This is a genomic window from Hymenobacter amundsenii, assembly GCF_002204745.1.
Lineage (GTDB): Bacteria > Bacteroidota > Bacteroidia > Cytophagales > Hymenobacteraceae > Hymenobacter > Hymenobacter amundsenii.
Map to the genome: position 1 here is coordinate 21,595 of NZ_NIRR01000019.1, position 16,330 is coordinate 37,924.

Sequence of the window (16,330 nt, forward strand, 5' to 3'; positions counted from 1 at the left end):
TACTGGCTCAGACGTTGAGGTAGCGTAGCAACGCGTCGTAACGCTCCTGTTCGTCCTCGCTGGGCTCGCCGACTCCGCTGAACTGGGCCGTAATGGAGTAGTTGAACCGTTCCAGGGTGGCAATGACGCGGGCGATGTTAGGCGTATTGAGTTTCAGGGTGAGCCGGATGCGGTAGGGGTCGTGCTCGTCCTGGGCCACGTGGGCACTCAGGATTTTAGCATCATTTTCTTCTACGTACCGGCTGATCTGGGTGAGCGAATAGTCGCGTTCCTCCATCGTAAGCACGATGATACCATACTGGCCGCTGGCCACCGGAATTTTACCGAACGCGGCCAGCGTGTCGCTCACCGTGACCACGCCCAAATATTCGTGCTGGTCGTCGAGCACGGGCACGAGCTGGATGTTGTTCTGGACGGCCAACTCGATGATGTTATAGAAGTGCTGGTTGTGCTGCACGTGTACGTCGGCGTACTGGAGCTGGAGGCTACCGAGCAGGCGCCCCTCCCCTTCCTGGTCGATCAGGTCGGCTTCCGTAACGAGGCCCCGGTAAAGGCGGTCGTCGAGTACCGGCAACTGGCCGACATGGAACTCCTCCAGCCAGCGGGCAGCCTTCTCCGTGGAGTCCGTCACCTTCAGCGGCGGCACCATCTGGTTCAGTAAATCTTCGGCGAGGATGGAATTCATCAGGATTCGGGCAGAAAAGCGGGCGGATACCCGGAAGCTTTAGTAAGCGGGCGACCCGGCAGAAGGTTTAAGCACCAATCAGCATTGCATAGGGAGTTCCTGAACCAGAGAGCCCGACGACAACCGGGGGGTTGCACCCAAGTTTCTGGAAGTTTACGAAGCCACGGGCCCCGCAGTTTGGTTCAGGAACTCAGTTAATAGCGCATTGAACTCGGCGGAGCGCTCCATCATAGGGGCGTGGCCGCAGTGGTCGAGGAAACGCAACGTGGAATTCGGCAGCAGCCGATGAAACTCGTGGGCTACAATGGGCGGCGTAATGGTGTCGTTGAGGCCCCAAACGAGGAGCGTAGGCACGGTTATCTTGCCCAGCTCCTTGGCCAGATTGTGGCGCTGGGCCGAACGGGCGATGCTGATGATGCGCAGACACTTGACATTGGAATTCGTGACGCTGAACACTTCATCGACCAGCTCCTGGGTAGCCACGGCGGGGTCGTAGAAGGTGTAAGCCACCCGCTCCTGCACGTAGGTGTAGTTGCCGCGCTTCGGAAACGACCCCCCCATACCGTCCTCGAACAGGCCGCTGCTGCCAGTGAGCACCAGCCGCGCCACCCGGGTTGGGTTCTGGAGCGTGTACACCAGCGCAATGTGGCCTCCTAAAGAGTTGCCTAGCACCGTGCAAGGCTCCGTGAGGCCGATTTCAGCCACGAAATCCTCCACGAAGCTCATGAGGCCGGGCACGCTGGCCCGTAGCAGGGGCATATCGTAGATGGGCAGCAGCGGGATAATAACCCGGTAGCGGGGGCGGAATTCGGCAATAACATCCTCCCAGTTGCTGAGCGCGCCGAACAGGCCATGCAGCAGTAGCAGCACCTCGCCGGAACCTTCATCTACATACCGAAAATTGTTCTTTTCCTGAATCTGCAACGCCATCTTCGCTATAAAATAAGCCGGCCGGCCGGGGCTGCCGGGGCGGTGTCTGCAATGATACAACTCTTGACCCAATTGCCGAGCAGCGCCAGGCCCTGGGGCGTGAGCAGGGCTTCGGGATGAAACTGCACCCCGTGCAAAGGTAGCGTGCGGTGGCGGAGGGCCATAATTTCGGCCGACGCGTCGGCCGTGACGGCCAGCGTTTCCAGCTCCGGCGGCAGGTCGCGCAGCACCAGCGAGTGGTAGCGCGTAACGGACATGCGGGCCGGCAGGCCCTGCCAGAGCATATCGGGCACCGTCCAGGCTATTTCCGACACCTTGCCGTGCATGGGCCGCTGCCCGCGCCCCACTTCGGCCCCAAAAAACTCGCCCAGCGCCTGGTGGCCCAGGCATACGCCCAGCATCGGGAGCCGCGCCTGAAACGCCCCGATAACGGCCAGCAGATTGCCCGCCCCCGCCGGCGTGCCTGGCCCCGGCGACAATACCACCGCCTCGGGCTTTAGGGCCCGCAACTCGTCCAGCGGCGCATCGTTGCGGCGCACGATTACCTCGCACCCCAGCTGCCGCAAATAGTCGAGCAGGTTGTAGGTAAAGGAATCGAAGTTGTCGAGCAGCAGCAGGCGCATTTTTCAGGGCTTAGGAACTTATGATTTAGGGGTTGTCAAGTAAGAGTAGAGTATGAGTCCTGTTAACCTGATTCTCAAACTAAAAATCCCTGACTCTTACCCTAAAACACTTCCCGTACCCGGGTCAGCAGGGTGCTGGCAAAGGGCATAACGAAGCCCACCACGCGCAGAGCAACGGGCGTGGCCTGCCGCACAAAGGGTAGTACCTGCGAACCGGAGGCCAATTGGGGCGAAATCAGGGGGATGCTGGTCGATTCGATGCCGTAGAGCAGCAGGCTCAGGCCCAGCACCCACTTGAGCATTCCGCCCACGGCCCCGCCCACATTATCCAGAAAGCCCAGCGGGGTGAGATGGACGGCCGTTTTGAGCAGCCCGCTGAGCAGGTGTACGCCCCAGCCGATAACGGCAAACACGAGCACAAACGATACCAGCGGCAGCAGCCCAAACGCTTCGCCCACGTACTGCCGCACTAGCGGAATAGCGTCGTTGAGCAGGGCCAGCCCGCCCACCACGCCCAGCACGAAGGCCAGCAGCGTAGCCACCTCCAGCACCAACCCCCGCCGGTAGCCCTGCACGGCCCCGATACCCAACGGAATCAGCAGCAGTAAGTCGAAGGTGGTCATGGCAATTAGTAGAACTGGCGTTTAAGAAGTTGGGGGAGTGGGTTAACGCACGGTCAGCCCACTCCCCCAATTCCATCACCCGTATTAGATATTCGTGTTGTTGAGCAGGTTGCTGACGGTCTGGGAAATCAGGCGGCCATCGGCCAGGCCGGCCAGCTCGCGGGCGGCCACGCCCATTACCTTGCCCAGGTCGGAGGGGCCAGTAGCGCCCACCCGCTGGATGATGTGAACCAGCTTTTCGACCAAAGCCGCTTCGCTGAGCTGCTGGGGCAAGTATTCCTCGATGATGGCCAGCTCGTTGAGCTCCACTTCTTCGAGGTCGGAGCGGAACTGCTTGTTGTAGGTTTCGGCGGCCTCGCGGCGCTGCTTGGCCTGCTTGGTCAGGAGCTTCATTTCGGCATCCGACGTAAGGGCCTCGCCGTGCTGCCCCTCAGCCGTTTCGGCCAGCAGAATCTGCGACTTGATGCTGCGTAGGGTGGTCAGGCGCAGCTTGTCCTTGGCCAGCATGGCTTTCTTGATATCGGCGTCGATGGTTTCTTTCAGAGACATAACTCAGGGGAAAAGGAAGAAGTAAAATTACGCGTTATTCCCGGATGCCGGACCGCTGGCCGCTGAAGCCCATTGCGCCAGGGCCAGCTGCAAGCCTTTGGGGTCGTCGAGGTAAAGGGCCAGCTGCTGTACGCGCTGGGGAAATCCGTAGGGGCCGCGGGCCATGCGTGGCTCCCGGAGCGTAAGCAGCAGGTTGGGTGGGGTAAGCAGCAGCCGGGCCGCATTCACGAGGCCGGGCGCGGCAGGAGGGGCGTCGTTGATGGATAGAGAGGCGGTAATATCTGCGGCGGGCAGGCGCAGCTCCCATAAAAATCCCACCCGCACGACCAGCTCGCCGGTTTCAGTGACCCGAACCGGCCGCAACCGCACGGCCCGCAGGTGGGCCAGCAGCAGCAGCAGGCCGTAGGTGTGCGCCGCCGCAACCCACAGCGCCACGGTGGGGCTCCAGCGTACCAGCAGCAGGTGGACCACCCCGATTTCCACCACCGACAGCAGCCCCACTGTGGCCAGGTAGGCCGTGAAGGCTGAGTCGCGGTAGGCGGTAAAGACCTGGTCGGCGGGGCGGATTTCGGGGCGGGCGCGCCAGCTGAGCAGGGCGTAGTAGAACAGGCTTATTTCGCTGACGAGGGGCGTGAGCGGCCGGCCGAAAACGGTCTGGCAGGCCGCTTGCAGGTTGGCTACCACATCGGGGGTCTGTTCGGCCGCCACCCGGTAGGCCCGGCGCAGGCGGCGCAGATTCAGCAGCGCCAGCGTGAAGGTGAGAGCCTCTGCAGCCACCAAGCCGTACTTGGTCCAGTGCAGGTAGGTTTGCTGAGCGGGCGGCAGCAGCCAGAACGCCAGCGCCACGGCCGCCGTGAAAGCCGCCACCACAGTGCTTACCGGCAGGCGGTAGGGCCGCACCACCAGAAAATAGAACAGCACCGGCAGGCCCACCAGCACATCGAAGCTTACGGCGGCGGGCAACGCGGGCCGGAAGGTAAAATCGGGCTGCTGAATAACCAGGAACTCAACCCCCACCACGGCCAGCAGCAACAGGGCAAACCACAGGGCAAAGCGGTAACGGGTAAGCGGCGCGACAACCATCAGCGTCAACTAAAAGGCCCCCGGGCTGTTCGGGCTACGTATCTTTACGACACGTACTTTCCCTTCAGCCCGCCCCCAGGTATGACGAAGCTTAGCGTAAACATAAATAAAATAGCCACCCTGCGGAATGCCCGCGGTCACAACCGTCCCAATTTGCTGCAAGCTGCCCGCGACATTGAGCGGTTCGGGGCCCAGGGTATCACGGTGCACCCCCGGCCCGATGAGCGCCACATTCGTTACCAGGACGTGCGCGACCTCAAAGCGGTGGTCACGACCGAGCTCAACGTGGAAGGCAACCCGACGCCCGATTTCCTGGACCTCGTGCGCGAGGTGCGGCCCGAGCAGGTAACGCTGGTGCCCGACGCGCCCGACGCTATTACCTCCAATGCCGGCTGGAACACGGTGCAACACCAGGATTATCTGCGCGGCATCGTGGCCGAGCTCAAAGCGTTGGGTTGCCGCGTAAGTATCTTCCTCGACCCTGTGGCAGAACTGGTGCACGCCGCCGCGACCACCGGCACCGACCGCATCGAGCTCTACACCGAAGACTACGCCCGCCGCTACCACGCCAGCCCCGAAGCGGCCCTGCGCCCCTACCACGAGGCTGCCCTGGTAGCCCAGCAGTTGGGCCTGGGCCTGAATGCCGGCCACGACCTCGACCTCGATAACCTGGCTTATATGCACCAGCACCTGCCCGGTCTGGCCGAAGTCAGCATCGGCCACGCCCTAGTTTGCGACGCGCTGTATCTGGGCTTGGAAAACACCGTGCAGCTGTACCGGCGCTGCCTCTCAGGAGTGAAGAATTAAAAGGTAAAAGCAGGCGTTCTGTTGCTCGTAATCAGCCGTGCTAAAAAGTCATTCTTGCTTTTCCCCTTCGATTTCCAAGTCAACCTATGCCCCGTCTCGCCCTCCCCGATTTCTTGCAAAACCCCACCGCCGTACCGATTCTCGATGTGCGGGCACCGGTAGAATACGCGCAGGGGCATATTCCGGGGGCCATGAGCTTCCCCTTGTTTACCGATGAGGAGCGGGCGCGTATCGGCACCACGTACAAGCAGCAGAGCCAGGACAAGGCCGTGCTGCTGGGCCTCGATTATTTTGGGCCCCGCATGAGCAAAATGGTGAAAGCCGCCCGCAAAGCGGCCCCTGACAAACGCGTACGGGTGCATTGTTGGCGGGGCGGGATGCGCTCGGGAGCGGTGCAGTGGCTGCTGGAATTAGCGGGCTTCGAGGTGCAGCTCCTCGACCACGGCTACAAGGACTACCGCCGCTGGGCCCTGGCCGAATTTGCCCGGCCCCGGCCGTTGTGGGTGTTGGGCGGCCTCACCGGCTCGGGCAAAACCGACGTGCTGCACGCGCTGGCCGCCAATCAGCAACCGCTGCTCGACCTCGAAGGGCTGGCCGCCCACAAGGGCTCGGCCTTCGGCAGCATCGGCCAGCCCGAGCAGCCTACGCAGGAACAATTTGAGAACGAGCTGGCCCTTTTGCTAGCCGCTTTGCCCACCAAAACGCCCGCTTGGGTCGAGGATGAAAGCCGGAGCATCGGGCGGATTTCGGTACCGGGCGGGTTGTTCGAACAGATGCGGACGGCTCCGCTGGTGGTGCTCGAAATTCCGCGCGAAGTACGGGTGCGCAAGCTGGCCGATGAGTACGGCCGCGAAGATCCGGCCGCGCTGGCTGCTTCTATTCTGCGCATCCGCAAGCGCCTGGGCGGGCTGGCCACCACCGAGGCCCTCACGGCCATCGGCAACGCCGACATGGAAAAAATGGTGAGCCTCGTGCTCGATTACTACGACAAAACTTACTCCCACGGCCTCGAAGACCGGCCGTTTGTATCCGTACCTTCCGACACCTGCAACCCAGCCGTTAATGCCGACCTGGTGCTGCGGGCGGCGCACAAAGCATTTCCCGCCAAGGTTTCTATAGGATAACAGCAAGGCCTGTTTTTAACCTTTGCACATCTCTCCGCGCTCCTCTGCGGGAACCCAATCAGAATAGAAAACCATGACTGAAAATACCGACCAGATCCGCCTTACCCAATACAGTCACGGCGCAGGCTGCGGCTGCAAAATCGCACCTAAGGTGCTCGACCAGATTCTGCACACCAGCCTGCCCCAGCCCGCACACGACAAGTTGCTAGTAGGCAACGCCTCCCGCGACGACGCGGCCGTGTACGACATCGGCGGCGGGCAGGCCATCATCAGTACCACCGACTTCTTCATGCCCATCGTCGATGATGCCTACGATTTCGGGCGCATTGCCTCGGCCAACGCCATTTCCGACGTGTACGCCATGGGCGGCCGGCCGGTAATGGCCATTGCCGTGCTGGGCTGGCCCATCGATAAACTGTCGCCCGAGGTGGCCCGCCGCGTGATTGAGGGCAGCCGTAGCATCTGCGCCGAGGCGGGCATTCCGCTGGCCGGGGGCCATAGCATCGATTCGCCAGAGCCCATTTTCGGGTTGGCCGTAACGGGTTTGCTCGATATCAAGAACCTCAAGCAGAACGACACCGCCACTGCCGGCTGCGAGCTGTACCTGACCAAGCCCCTGGGCGTGGGCATGCTGACGACGGCCCAGAAAAAAGGCATTCTGCGGCCCGAGGACGAACAGTTGGCTCCCCAGAGCATGATGCGCCTCAACAAAATTGGGGCTGAGCTAGGCCCACTCGAAGCCGTGCGCGCCATGACCGACATAACGGGTTTCGGCCTACTTGGTCACCTCTCGGAAGTGTGCGAGGGTAGCGGCCTCACTGCCGAAATCGAGTTCAGCAAGGTACCCCTGATGCCAGAGGCCGCCGCGTACTACGCCCAAAATTCCATTCCGGGCGGCACGGTGCGCAACTGGGATTCGTACGGCCATAAAGTGGGCGACGTAACCGACGAACAGCGCGCCTGGCTCTGCGACCCCCAGACTTCGGGCGGCCTGCTCGTGTGCGTAGATCCAGCCGGCCGCGACGCTGTGCGGGCCGTGTTCGAGCAGCACGGACTTGCCCTGGAGCCTTTCGGTACGCTGCGCGAGCACCAAGCCGATGAACCCTGGATTCTGGTGCGTTAGCCGGCCGCATGAAACTAGTTTCCTTGCTGCGGCCGCTGCTGGAGGCGGCGGCGCTGGTGGCCGTAGTGGTGCTCGCGTTGCGGCTGCTTACGGGGCTGTTCAGCCGCCGTAGCACCGTGTACCGGCTTGGCTTCGGGCGGCAGCTGCGCCTGCTGTTCTGGCCGCTGCTGTGCCTGGGGGTGGGGCTGCCGTTTCTGGGGGCGTTTTTTTATGCCGATACGCTGGCTTCGCACGAGCTCGTGCTGCTGGTGCTACTGGCGGCCGTGGTGCTAGGCTTTTCGGGACCCGCTTTGCTGCTACACCTGCGTTATTCCGTCGTCAATCTTAATACAACCCTCGTTTTCGAGCCGAAGCAAAATGTGCTGGAAGTATACGAAGGCGAAATCAGGGTACCATTTGACAAGCGCGACTTACTGCGGGTCGAGCGCGTAACCTGTCGCTCGAAGCGCCTGTTCTGGAGCCCTTATAACTACCTGCGGCTGCACCTGCGCAACGGCCAGGCCGTTACGCTTACCGCTCTGCTCACCGACCTCGATCCGGTGACAGAATTCCTGCGCAATACCCCGCTTGAGTACCGCAAGGTTGGAATATGCTGGACGTAATATATAGAAGCGATAAGCTCAGCAGTGTGCGCCCAACAACAGATTTCACCCGATCAATCGACTGATTTGCCAGGTGGTTCATAGTGGCAGGCGCCTATATTTGTTTGTTGCTGATGGCAATGAAAAAAATAACACTTAATTAACATCCCATTATTCTCGCGTTCAACTTACGAGTACCCTGCTCCTATCTAATGCGGCGTATCCTGCTATTCGCGGTACTACTGGGCAGCCTCTTGGGCGGCCGGGCCGGTTATGCGGATACGGTAGACGCGCTGCTGGCTCAATTACGCACCCAGCCCCCCGATACGGGCCGCGTACGGCGCCTCAACCAGCTCACGTACCTGCTGCACGACGATGAGCCCACCCGCGGGCTGCTTTATGGCGAGCAAAGCGTTGCCCTAGCCCGCCAGTTACCCGACCAATCCGGGCTTATGGACGGCCTGCTCGCGCTGGCCAGTTGCTACGCCAATCTGTCCGACGACCCCCATGCCCTGCAGTTGCAGCAGGAAGCGCTGCTACTGGCCCGGCAGCTGCGCTCCGTTGAGGGGCAGGTGCGCAGCTACGTGGGCATGGGCAGTGTGTACCACGAGCGCAACGATACCGCGGCGGCCCTGCGCAACTACCTCCGGGCGCTCGAATTTGCCTATCGGCCCGGCGTGAGCATTGGCACCCAGGTATTGCTGTTTGGCAATTTGGGCAACCTATATTTCACGACCGGCAACCGGCCGCAGGGCCTAGTGTTTACGCGCCGGGCCCTGCAACTGGCCCGCCGTAGCGGCGACCAGGTTGGCGAGTCGCTGTACTTGGCCAACTTGGGGTCATACTACCTGCAGATGAACCAGCTGAGCACGGCCGAGGGGCTACTGCGCAAAGCAGTGAGCCTGCTCGAACCGCTTGGTAACCAGCGTTTCCAGTCTGGGCACTTGGAGCTACTGGCCAACATCCTGCTGCTGCGTAACGAAATCGATGAGGCCGATAACCTTACCCGCCAGGCCTTGCAGCAGGCCCGCCGCCTTGGCTACCAGGAGCGGGTGCTCGATGCTTACAACCTGCTGGCCGCCATCAGTGCCCGCCGCAACGATTACGAGCAGGCATTTGACTGGCAGAACCGTTTTCGGGTTCTAAACGACAGCATCAACAGCCGCTCGCGCCAACAAACGCTGCTGGCCTTGCAAACCCGCTATGAGACGGCCGACAAGGAGCAACAGATTCAGCAACTTATTGACCGCGAGGGCACCATGCAGCAGCGCAGCCAGGCATTGGGGGGTGCTACGGTAGCCCTGCTGCTCGGGTTGGGTGGCGTGGGCCTGCTCTATGTGCAGCTGCGGCGCAGCCGGGCGGCCCTGGCGACCAATAATCAGGCTTTAAGCGAGGCAACTCAGGAATTGCGCCAGCTCGCTGCGTCCAAAGACCGCCTGTATGCCATCGTCGCCCACGATTTACGCGGGCCGGTTACCTCGTTTGCCAGCGTCACCGAGCTAATCGATTTCTACCTCAAGCAGGGCGACGAGGCCGGACTGCGCCGGTTGCCCGAGCTCGTGCGTCAGTCGGCCCAGCAGCTCAACCATTTGCTCGACAATCTGCTCAACTGGGCTGTGAGCCAGACTGGTGAGCTGGCTTTCCGGCCCCAGGTTTTGGCCGTTGATGAATTGCTGGAAGGCGCGCACCACCTCTACGCCAATGCCTTGGAGGCCAAGCAAATCACACTGAAATTCGACTCTCCGGCCGGGCTAACGGTATGGGCCGACGCGCACATGAGCCAGACAGTGCTGCGTAACTTAATGGGCAACGCGCTCAAGTTTACGCCCGCCGGGGGCTGCATTGTGCTCGGGGCCGTTCCCGAACCTGACCACCACATCACGTTGCGCGTGCAGGATACGGGCCCGGGCATCGAACCTGGGCAAATAGCTGCTTTGCTTTCTTCGGCCGCGCTGGCCCCGCCCTTGCACGGCCCCCGTTCGGGCACCGGCCTGGGCCTGCTGCTATGCCGGGCTTTTACGGCCCGGCAGTCGGGCATTCTGCGCATCGATAGCACGCCTGGGCAAGGCACCACGGTGTCCGTTACGCTGCCGGCTGCTTAGCAAACCTGTTCCCCGTTGCTCGTTTCGTTACTTTTGCCTTACTATGCTGCAACTCCATTACCGCGAAGTAGGGCAAGGCGCTCCGTTGGTTGTCCTGCACGGGCTGTTCGGAACCCTCGATAACTGGCAGACGCTGGCCCGCCGCTGGGCGGAGGCCGGCTACCGCGTTATTTCGGCCGATTTACGCAACCACGGCCGTTCGCCCCACTCGCCCGAGCACACTTATACGGCTATGGCAGAAGACGTACTGGGCCTCTTCGACCAGCTTGGTCTGGGCCCCGACACCACACTGCTTGGCCATAGCATGGGTGGCAAAGTGGCCATGCGCTTCGCCCTCGACTACCCCGACCGCCTGGGCAAGCTCATTGTGGTTGATATTGCGCCCCGCGCCTCGGATATGCGCCACCAGGATGAGATTCTGGACGGCCTCAACGCCGTGGATTTCACGCAGTGCGATGGCCGCCAGGCCGCCGACGATGCCCTGGCCCGCCACATTTCCAGCTTCGGGGTGCGGCAGTTCCTGCTCAAAAACCTGTATCGCCAAGACGATAACTCGTTTGCCTGGCGCATCAACCTGCCGGTGCTCACGGCCGAAATGGCGGCCATTGGAACCGAGATAACGGGTGCCCAGCCCTTCCTCAAGCCCGCCCTGTTCATCAACGGCGGCATGTCCGATTACATCGATGCTACCGACAAGCTCCACGGTATCCCGGCCCTGTTTCCGAACTCGCAGGTAGCCACCATACTCGACGCCGGCCACTGGGTGCATTCCGAAAAACCCGATGAGGTATTCGGGCTGGTGCAGGCATTCGTTGGGCAGTGAGTGGGGAATTCAGGAGAGTCATGCTCAGCATGACTCTCCTATTTCTATCGTTCACTCACTCATTCACCCACCCACTCAATAACTCATCTGCCTCATGCTCGGCACACTTTACCTGATTCCGACTATTCTGGCCGACGATACGGAGGCGCAGGTGTTGCCGCCGCAGGTGGCGGCGCGGGTGGCGGCGCTGTCGTGTTTTCTGGTCGAAAATGCCCGTACGGCCCGGCGCTTTATTAAGCGGGTGGCCCCGGAGCACGTCATCGAGCAACTAAAAATCAGCGTAATTGACAAGGACAGCACCGAGGCCCAGGTGCAGGCCGCGCTGCAACCGGTGCTGAGTGGCCAGGATGCGGGCGTGATTTCGGAAGCTGGCTGCCCCGGCATTGCCGACCCGGGGGCCGAACTGGCCCGCCGGGCCCACCAGTTGGGCATTCGGGTGGTGCCACTGGTAGGGCCGTCGTCGTTGCTACTGGCCCTGATGGCTTCAGGCATGAACGGGCAGAGCTTCGCGTTTCACGGCTATTTGCCCATTGAGCGCGGCCCTAGGCTAGCAGCCATCAAGAAGCTGGAGTTGCAAGCGTTACAGCTGCACCAGACTCAGCTGTTCATCGAAACACCCTACCGCAACCTGCCTTTACTGGAAGATTTGCTCGCCGGCCTGCACCCCGGCACCCGCCTGTGCGTGGCGGCCAGCCTCACGGCTCCCAACGAGTTCATTATCACCGATACCGTAGCCGGCTGGAAAAAGCGCCCCCGCCCCGACATCCACAAGCAGCCCGCCGTTTTCCTAATCGGGCAGTAAGAGGGCGTTGCCCGCGCGCTTACTTCATCAACTGGTACACGGCCAGCGAGGCGAAATAGGCCAGGCCGGTCATGTATACCAGTTGCAGGATGGGCCACTTCCAGCCCTTGGTTTCGCGGTAAGTGGCAGCCAGCGTGCTCATGCACTGCATGGCGAATACGTAGAATACAAGCAACGAAAAGGCCCGCGCCGGGGTGAAGAAGGGCTGGCCATAAATGTCCTTCTCGGCGGCCAGTTTCTGCTGCACCGTCAGCTCGTCGGCGCCCTGGCCCACGCTGTAAATCGTGCTCATTGTGCCCACGAATACCTCACGAGCGGCGAAGGAGGTAATAAGCGAAATGCCGATTTTCCAGTCGAAGCCCAACGGGCGAATGGCCGGCTCCAGCACGTGGCCGAACATGCCGGCGTAGGAGTTTTCGAGCCGCTCGGAGGCTACGCGAGCATCGGTTTGCTCGGGGCCCAGATTTTGGGCGGCGGCCGTGGTGCGGGCCTGGGCTTCGACGCGCTCCAGGCGGCCGGGCGGGCCGTAAGTGGCCAGTACCCACAGAATGATGGAAATGGCCAGGATAACCTTACCGGCCTGAAACACGAAGGCCTTCACTTTCTCCAGAATAGTCAGGCCCACATTTTTCCAGCGCGGCCAGCGGTACACCGGAAACTCCATGATGAAGTAGCTCCGCTCCCGGGTTTTGAGCAGCAGTTTCATGGCCCAGGCCGAGAAGATAGCCGCGAAAAAACCCAGCAAATACAGCCCCATCAGCGCAAAGCCGCGCAGGTTGAAGACGCCCAGCACCGGCTCGTCGGGCACTACCAACCCGATAAGCACGGTATACACCGGAATCCGGGCCGAGCATGACATGAGCGGGGTCACGAAGATGGTGATAAGCCGGTCTTTGCGGTTTTCGATGGTGCGGGCGCTCATAATGGCTGGCACGGCGCATGCCACGCCCGAAATCAAGGGCACAATGCTCTTGCCATTCAGCCCGAAGCGCCGCATGATGCGGTCCATCATGAACGTGACGCGGGCCATGTAGCCGGTTTCCTCCAGCACCGCGATGAAGGCGAAGAGCAGCGCAATCTGGGGAATGAAAATCAGCACCCCGCCCAGGCCCGCCAGCACGCCCTCGGTGAGCAGGCTGATGAGTGGGCCATCGAAGTTGGTCTGGATAAGACTATTGATCCAGGCCACGCCTTGGTCGATGAGCTCCATGGGGTAGCTGGCCCAGGCAAACACGGCCTGGAACATCATAAATAGCACCCCGAAGAAAATAGCATAACCCCATATTTTGTGGGTCAGCACCTTGTCGAGGCGGTTGCTATAGGGCTCGTTTTTCTCGGTGCGCGTTACCGTCACGCAATTCAGCAGAATCTCGTTGATGCGGCCGTAGCGGGCAATGGTTTCCTGGGCTTGGCGGGCGGTGGGCCGGAAATCGTACTGCTCGGTCAGTTCCTGCACGTAAGCCCGGTCATCGGGCGTCAGGAAGCTGATGTGGCGGTACTGGTGGGCGTAGTGCAGCGCCAGGTAGTCGTTGTGCAGGTTGAAGTAGTAGCGGATCTGCCGGATCATGGGCAGCAGTTCCTCTTCGGGCTCATAGAAACCCACTGTGGGCGCCCCGAGCATCTGGGCCATCAGGATTTTGAGGGCTGCGATGCCCACGCCTTTGCGGGCATTCATGGGCACCACCGGCACGCCCAACTCCTGCTGCAATGCTGCCACATCGATGTGCACGCCGTGCTGGTCGGCCGTGTCCATCATATTGAGGGCCAGAATAGTGGGCAGACCCATGTCGGCCAGCTGGGTGAACAGCAGCAGGTTGCGGCGCAGGTTGCTGGCGTCCACCGTCACGACCACGAAATCGGGGTACTGGGAACTGGTGCGGTCGTAGAACAGGTCGGTGATGACCTTCTCATCGAGGCTCTTGGGGTAGAGCGAATAGGTGCCCGGCAGGTCGATGATTTCGGCCCGCATTTGGGGCGTGAGCTGACTGATGCCGCTTTTGCGGTCGACCGTTACGCCCGGAAAGTTGCCCACCTTTTGGTTTAGGCCAGTGAGCTGATTGAACAGCGACGACTTGCCCGAGTTGGGGTTGCCCACCAGCGCAATGCGCGTGAGCGGGCCGGGGTGGCGTACTGCGGCCGCTTCCAGCCGACTCGCCGATTCGGGCGCTCCGGCCCGGCCCATTACTGCTGGCTCACCCCTCATCAACCCGGAAATTACTTCAGAAGAATGGTGGCTGCCTCGCTCACCCGCAGCGATAAGGTATAGTCGGCCATGTCGCCCACCACCAGCGTAATGGGGCAGCCCAGCGGCGCGCGGCTATTGAGCCGGACCTGCACCCCCGGAATGCAACCCATTTCCAACAGCTTGAGGGCCATTTCAGGGTCCTCAAGGCAGCAGATCGTGCCCGCCTCGCCCAACTGAAGGTCTTTGACGCTGCGGCGGGCGGCCGGCGAAGCGGCAGGAGAGGGACGATTGGACACGGGCAGGGGGCTATTTAGATTCACTACAAACAAAGGTACCACCCTTTTATGTTTCGGCCAAAATTGCGGCTTCTCCTTGGCCATGGTGACAACCAGATAAATACCGGCCCTATAATTATTCCCAAGTGAAATTGCACTAATATAAATATTCTTTGAAGTAATACCGTAAGTGCCTATTTTCATTGTAGTTTTGGCATATAACCTAGTCCGACTGCTCATGTTCCAACGTTTACTTACTCTCCTTTGTCTGCTGCTCGCACTCCCGCTGCTGAGCGTTGCCCAGGACGCTAAAATCACCGGCCGCATCGTCGATGAAAAGACGAAAGAGCCCATTCCCTTCGCCTCTATTGGCCTGAAAGAAGAGCAGACCGGCGCCCTCACCAACGAGTACGGCTTTTTTCAGATGGCCATGCCCCAAAAGAATCCGCAAGACTCCTTGATGGTAGTGGCGCTGGGTTACAAGCGCAAATCAGTGCTCGTCAAGCCCGGCATCAAGGTGCAGGACATGATTGTGGAGGTAACCAAACTGGCCGTCGAACTGAAAAACGTGCAGGTAACCAGCAGCGCCAAAATCAAGAACCTCGACCTGGGTTCGCGCTCTAGCACGCCCGGCGAGGGCATGATTCAGGGCATGCCCGGCAGCCAGTATGCCTTCTTCGTAAAGAACGAGAAGGCCAAAACGCTCGGTAACGTGCGAACCGTATCGTTCTATATTGGCGAAAACGGATTTCCCCGCGAGCCGTTTCGGGTACGCCTCTACAAGGCCGATGGCAACTACAACTCGCCCAACACTGACCTACTAACCGAAAACATCGTGGTATCGGCTCCGAAAGGCGGCGAGTGGTACACCATCGACCTGACCGAATACAACATTGAAGCCCCTAAAGAAGGGTTCTTCGTGGCCATGGAGTGGATTGTGAGTGGCGACAACTTCTACTCGGTCAATTTCATGGACAACTACACGCCCTACGGCCAGATTCTGAAGCCCACCTTCGAGTACAAAGAGGCCCTGACCTGGAACTACACCATGGGCCGCGGCTGGAGCCTCATCACGCTGGCTAACGACGGCAAGCGCTACAACGCCATGATCCGCGCCGAAGTCGACCAGATCAAATAGAATCACAGATGGTGCAGATGATTAGATGCCACTGATGCAGGCGTCATCAACGAAGCAACCCCAGCAAAAAAGAAGAGCCCGGCTAATCAGCCGGGCTCTTCTTTTTTGTATCCAACAAAGTTTGGTTGATGATGGGTACAAGCTGACGCCTGCATCAGTGATATCCAATCATCTGCACCATCTGTGATTCTATTTGAGCACGGCGATTTCGACGCGGCGGTTTTGCTGGCGGCCGGCGGCGGTGGCGTTGGTGGCTACGGGGTTTTTCTCACCCATCGACTCGATACTTACCATATCCGCCTTCATCATGCCTTTGCTTACGAGCCAGTTCTGCACAGCCATTGCCCGCTCCCGGGCCAGTTCCATGTTGTAGTCTTTGGTGCCCCGCGAGTCGGCAAAGCCCAGTACGCGTACCTGCTTAGCAGGATAGCGACGGTTGATAGAGGCGCTAATTTCGGAGAGGGCCCGCGTAGCCGAAGGCTTAATGACCGCTTTGTCGGTTTCGAAGAGGACTTCCTCATCCATACCGTACAGGTTGAGGCGGTCGTTTTCGCGCACCTTAATTTCGGGCAGGTCGATTTCGTCTAGTTGGGCGTCGCGCATATCGGCGTCGTTCACCGTGAAAACATCTTCGACAGCGTTTTCGGTGGCATTGGCAGCCGAATTGGCCATCCCCTCGGCCGTCCGGCCGTTATCGAATACCACCGCCGTGTCGGCAGTAGCTTCGGAAGCTTCGTTTACCTCCGACGGGTTCTTAAGATCGGAGCAGGAAGCCAGCAGGGCAATGGCAGCAAGAGCGGGAAGGAATATCTTTTTCATGGAAAGGGAGGTGTAGGGGTAGAAAATCAGTACAGTCCGCTTACGGCTATATTCTTCG

17 protein-coding genes are annotated in these 16,330 nt (G+C 60.5%); 8 read left to right on the forward strand and 9 right to left on the reverse strand.

Annotated features, from left to right (window positions below):
* Positions 1-7: 7 nt before the first annotated feature.
* The 6 genes from CDA63_RS12125 to CDA63_RS12150 form a co-directional block, all read right to left on the reverse strand.
* On the reverse strand, positions 8-685 hold the full coding sequence (locus CDA63_RS12125) for a CBS domain-containing protein (protein ID WP_088464723.1): 678 nt from the start codon (positions 683-685) through the stop codon (positions 8-10).
* Positions 686-838: 153 nt separating this feature from the next.
* Positions 839-1,615 (reverse strand): alpha/beta fold hydrolase, encoded by a 777-nt coding sequence (locus CDA63_RS12130; protein ID WP_088464724.1) that lies wholly within the window; start codon positions 1,613-1,615, stop codon positions 839-841.
* 5 nt (positions 1,616-1,620) lie between these two features.
* A complete protein-coding gene (locus tag CDA63_RS12135; RefSeq protein WP_088464725.1) occupies positions 1,621-2,238 on the reverse strand; it encodes an anthranilate synthase component II in 618 nt (205 codons plus the stop codon).
* 101 nt (positions 2,239-2,339) lie between these two features.
* Entirely contained in the window at positions 2,340-2,861 is a 522-nt protein-coding gene (locus CDA63_RS12140; protein WP_088464726.1) for a CvpA family protein, read from the reverse strand.
* A gap of 84 nt (positions 2,862-2,945) precedes the next feature.
* A complete protein-coding gene (locus tag CDA63_RS12145; RefSeq protein WP_088464727.1) occupies positions 2,946-3,410 on the reverse strand; it encodes a GatB/YqeY domain-containing protein in 465 nt (154 codons plus the stop codon).
* Positions 3,411-3,437: 27 nt separating this feature from the next.
* Positions 3,438-4,493 (reverse strand): hypothetical protein, encoded by a 1,056-nt coding sequence (locus tag CDA63_RS12150; protein WP_088464728.1) that lies wholly within the window; start codon positions 4,491-4,493, stop codon positions 3,438-3,440.
* Positions 4,494-4,574: 81 nt separating this feature from the next.
* Between CDA63_RS12150 and CDA63_RS12155 the strand changes: the two genes are divergently transcribed.
* From CDA63_RS12155 to CDA63_RS12185, 7 genes are all read left to right on the forward strand, one after another.
* A complete protein-coding gene (locus CDA63_RS12155; RefSeq protein ID WP_088464729.1) occupies positions 4,575-5,300 on the forward strand; it encodes a pyridoxine 5'-phosphate synthase in 726 nt (241 codons plus the stop codon).
* Positions 5,301-5,386: 86 nt separating this feature from the next.
* A complete protein-coding gene (gene mnmH, locus CDA63_RS12160) occupies positions 5,387-6,424 on the forward strand; it encodes a tRNA 2-selenouridine(34) synthase MnmH (RefSeq protein WP_088464730.1) in 1,038 nt (345 codons plus the stop codon).
* A gap of 73 nt (positions 6,425-6,497) precedes the next feature.
* Positions 6,498-7,547, forward strand: coding sequence for a selenide, water dikinase SelD (gene selD, locus CDA63_RS12165; protein WP_088464731.1), 1,050 nt, complete (start codon positions 6,498-6,500; stop codon positions 7,545-7,547).
* A gap of 8 nt (positions 7,548-7,555) precedes the next feature.
* Positions 7,556-8,149, forward strand: a complete 594-nt coding sequence (locus tag CDA63_RS12170; RefSeq protein ID WP_088464732.1) for a hypothetical protein — start codon at positions 7,556-7,558, stop codon at positions 8,147-8,149.
* Positions 8,150-8,340: 191 nt separating this feature from the next.
* Positions 8,341-10,230: a sensor histidine kinase gene (locus tag CDA63_RS12175; RefSeq protein WP_088464733.1), complete on the forward strand. Its 1,890-nt coding sequence runs from the start codon at positions 8,341-8,343 to the stop codon at positions 10,228-10,230.
* 43 nt (positions 10,231-10,273) lie between these two features.
* A complete protein-coding gene (locus tag CDA63_RS12180; RefSeq protein WP_088464734.1) occupies positions 10,274-11,053 on the forward strand; it encodes an alpha/beta fold hydrolase in 780 nt (259 codons plus the stop codon).
* 94 nt (positions 11,054-11,147) lie between these two features.
* Positions 11,148-11,855 carry an SAM-dependent methyltransferase gene (locus CDA63_RS12185; RefSeq protein WP_088464735.1) on the forward strand — a complete coding sequence of 236 codons (708 nt, stop codon included), beginning with the start codon at positions 11,148-11,150 and terminating at the stop codon, positions 11,853-11,855.
* 19 nt (positions 11,856-11,874) lie between these two features.
* Here CDA63_RS12185 and feoB read toward each other — a convergent pair whose 3' ends face one another.
* Positions 11,875-14,058, reverse strand: a complete 2,184-nt coding sequence (gene feoB / locus CDA63_RS12190) for a ferrous iron transport protein B (protein ID WP_088464736.1) — start codon at positions 14,056-14,058, stop codon at positions 11,875-11,877.
* A gap of 11 nt (positions 14,059-14,069) precedes the next feature.
* Positions 14,070-14,336 (reverse strand): FeoA family protein, encoded by a 267-nt coding sequence (locus tag CDA63_RS12195; RefSeq protein ID WP_088464781.1) that lies wholly within the window; start codon positions 14,334-14,336, stop codon positions 14,070-14,072.
* A gap of 217 nt (positions 14,337-14,553) precedes the next feature.
* Here CDA63_RS12195 and CDA63_RS12200 point away from each other — a divergent pair, with 217 nt between their 5' ends.
* On the forward strand, positions 14,554-15,453 hold the full coding sequence (locus CDA63_RS12200; RefSeq protein WP_088464737.1) for a carboxypeptidase-like regulatory domain-containing protein: 900 nt from the start codon (positions 14,554-14,556) through the stop codon (positions 15,451-15,453).
* Between the two features lie 189 nt (positions 15,454-15,642).
* On the opposite strand, the gene CDA63_RS12205 is transcribed toward CDA63_RS12200, so the two are convergent.
* Positions 15,643-16,272: an OmpA family protein gene (locus CDA63_RS12205; protein ID WP_088464738.1), complete on the reverse strand. Its 630-nt coding sequence runs from the start codon at positions 16,270-16,272 to the stop codon at positions 15,643-15,645.
* Positions 16,273-16,330 lie beyond the last annotated feature (58 nt).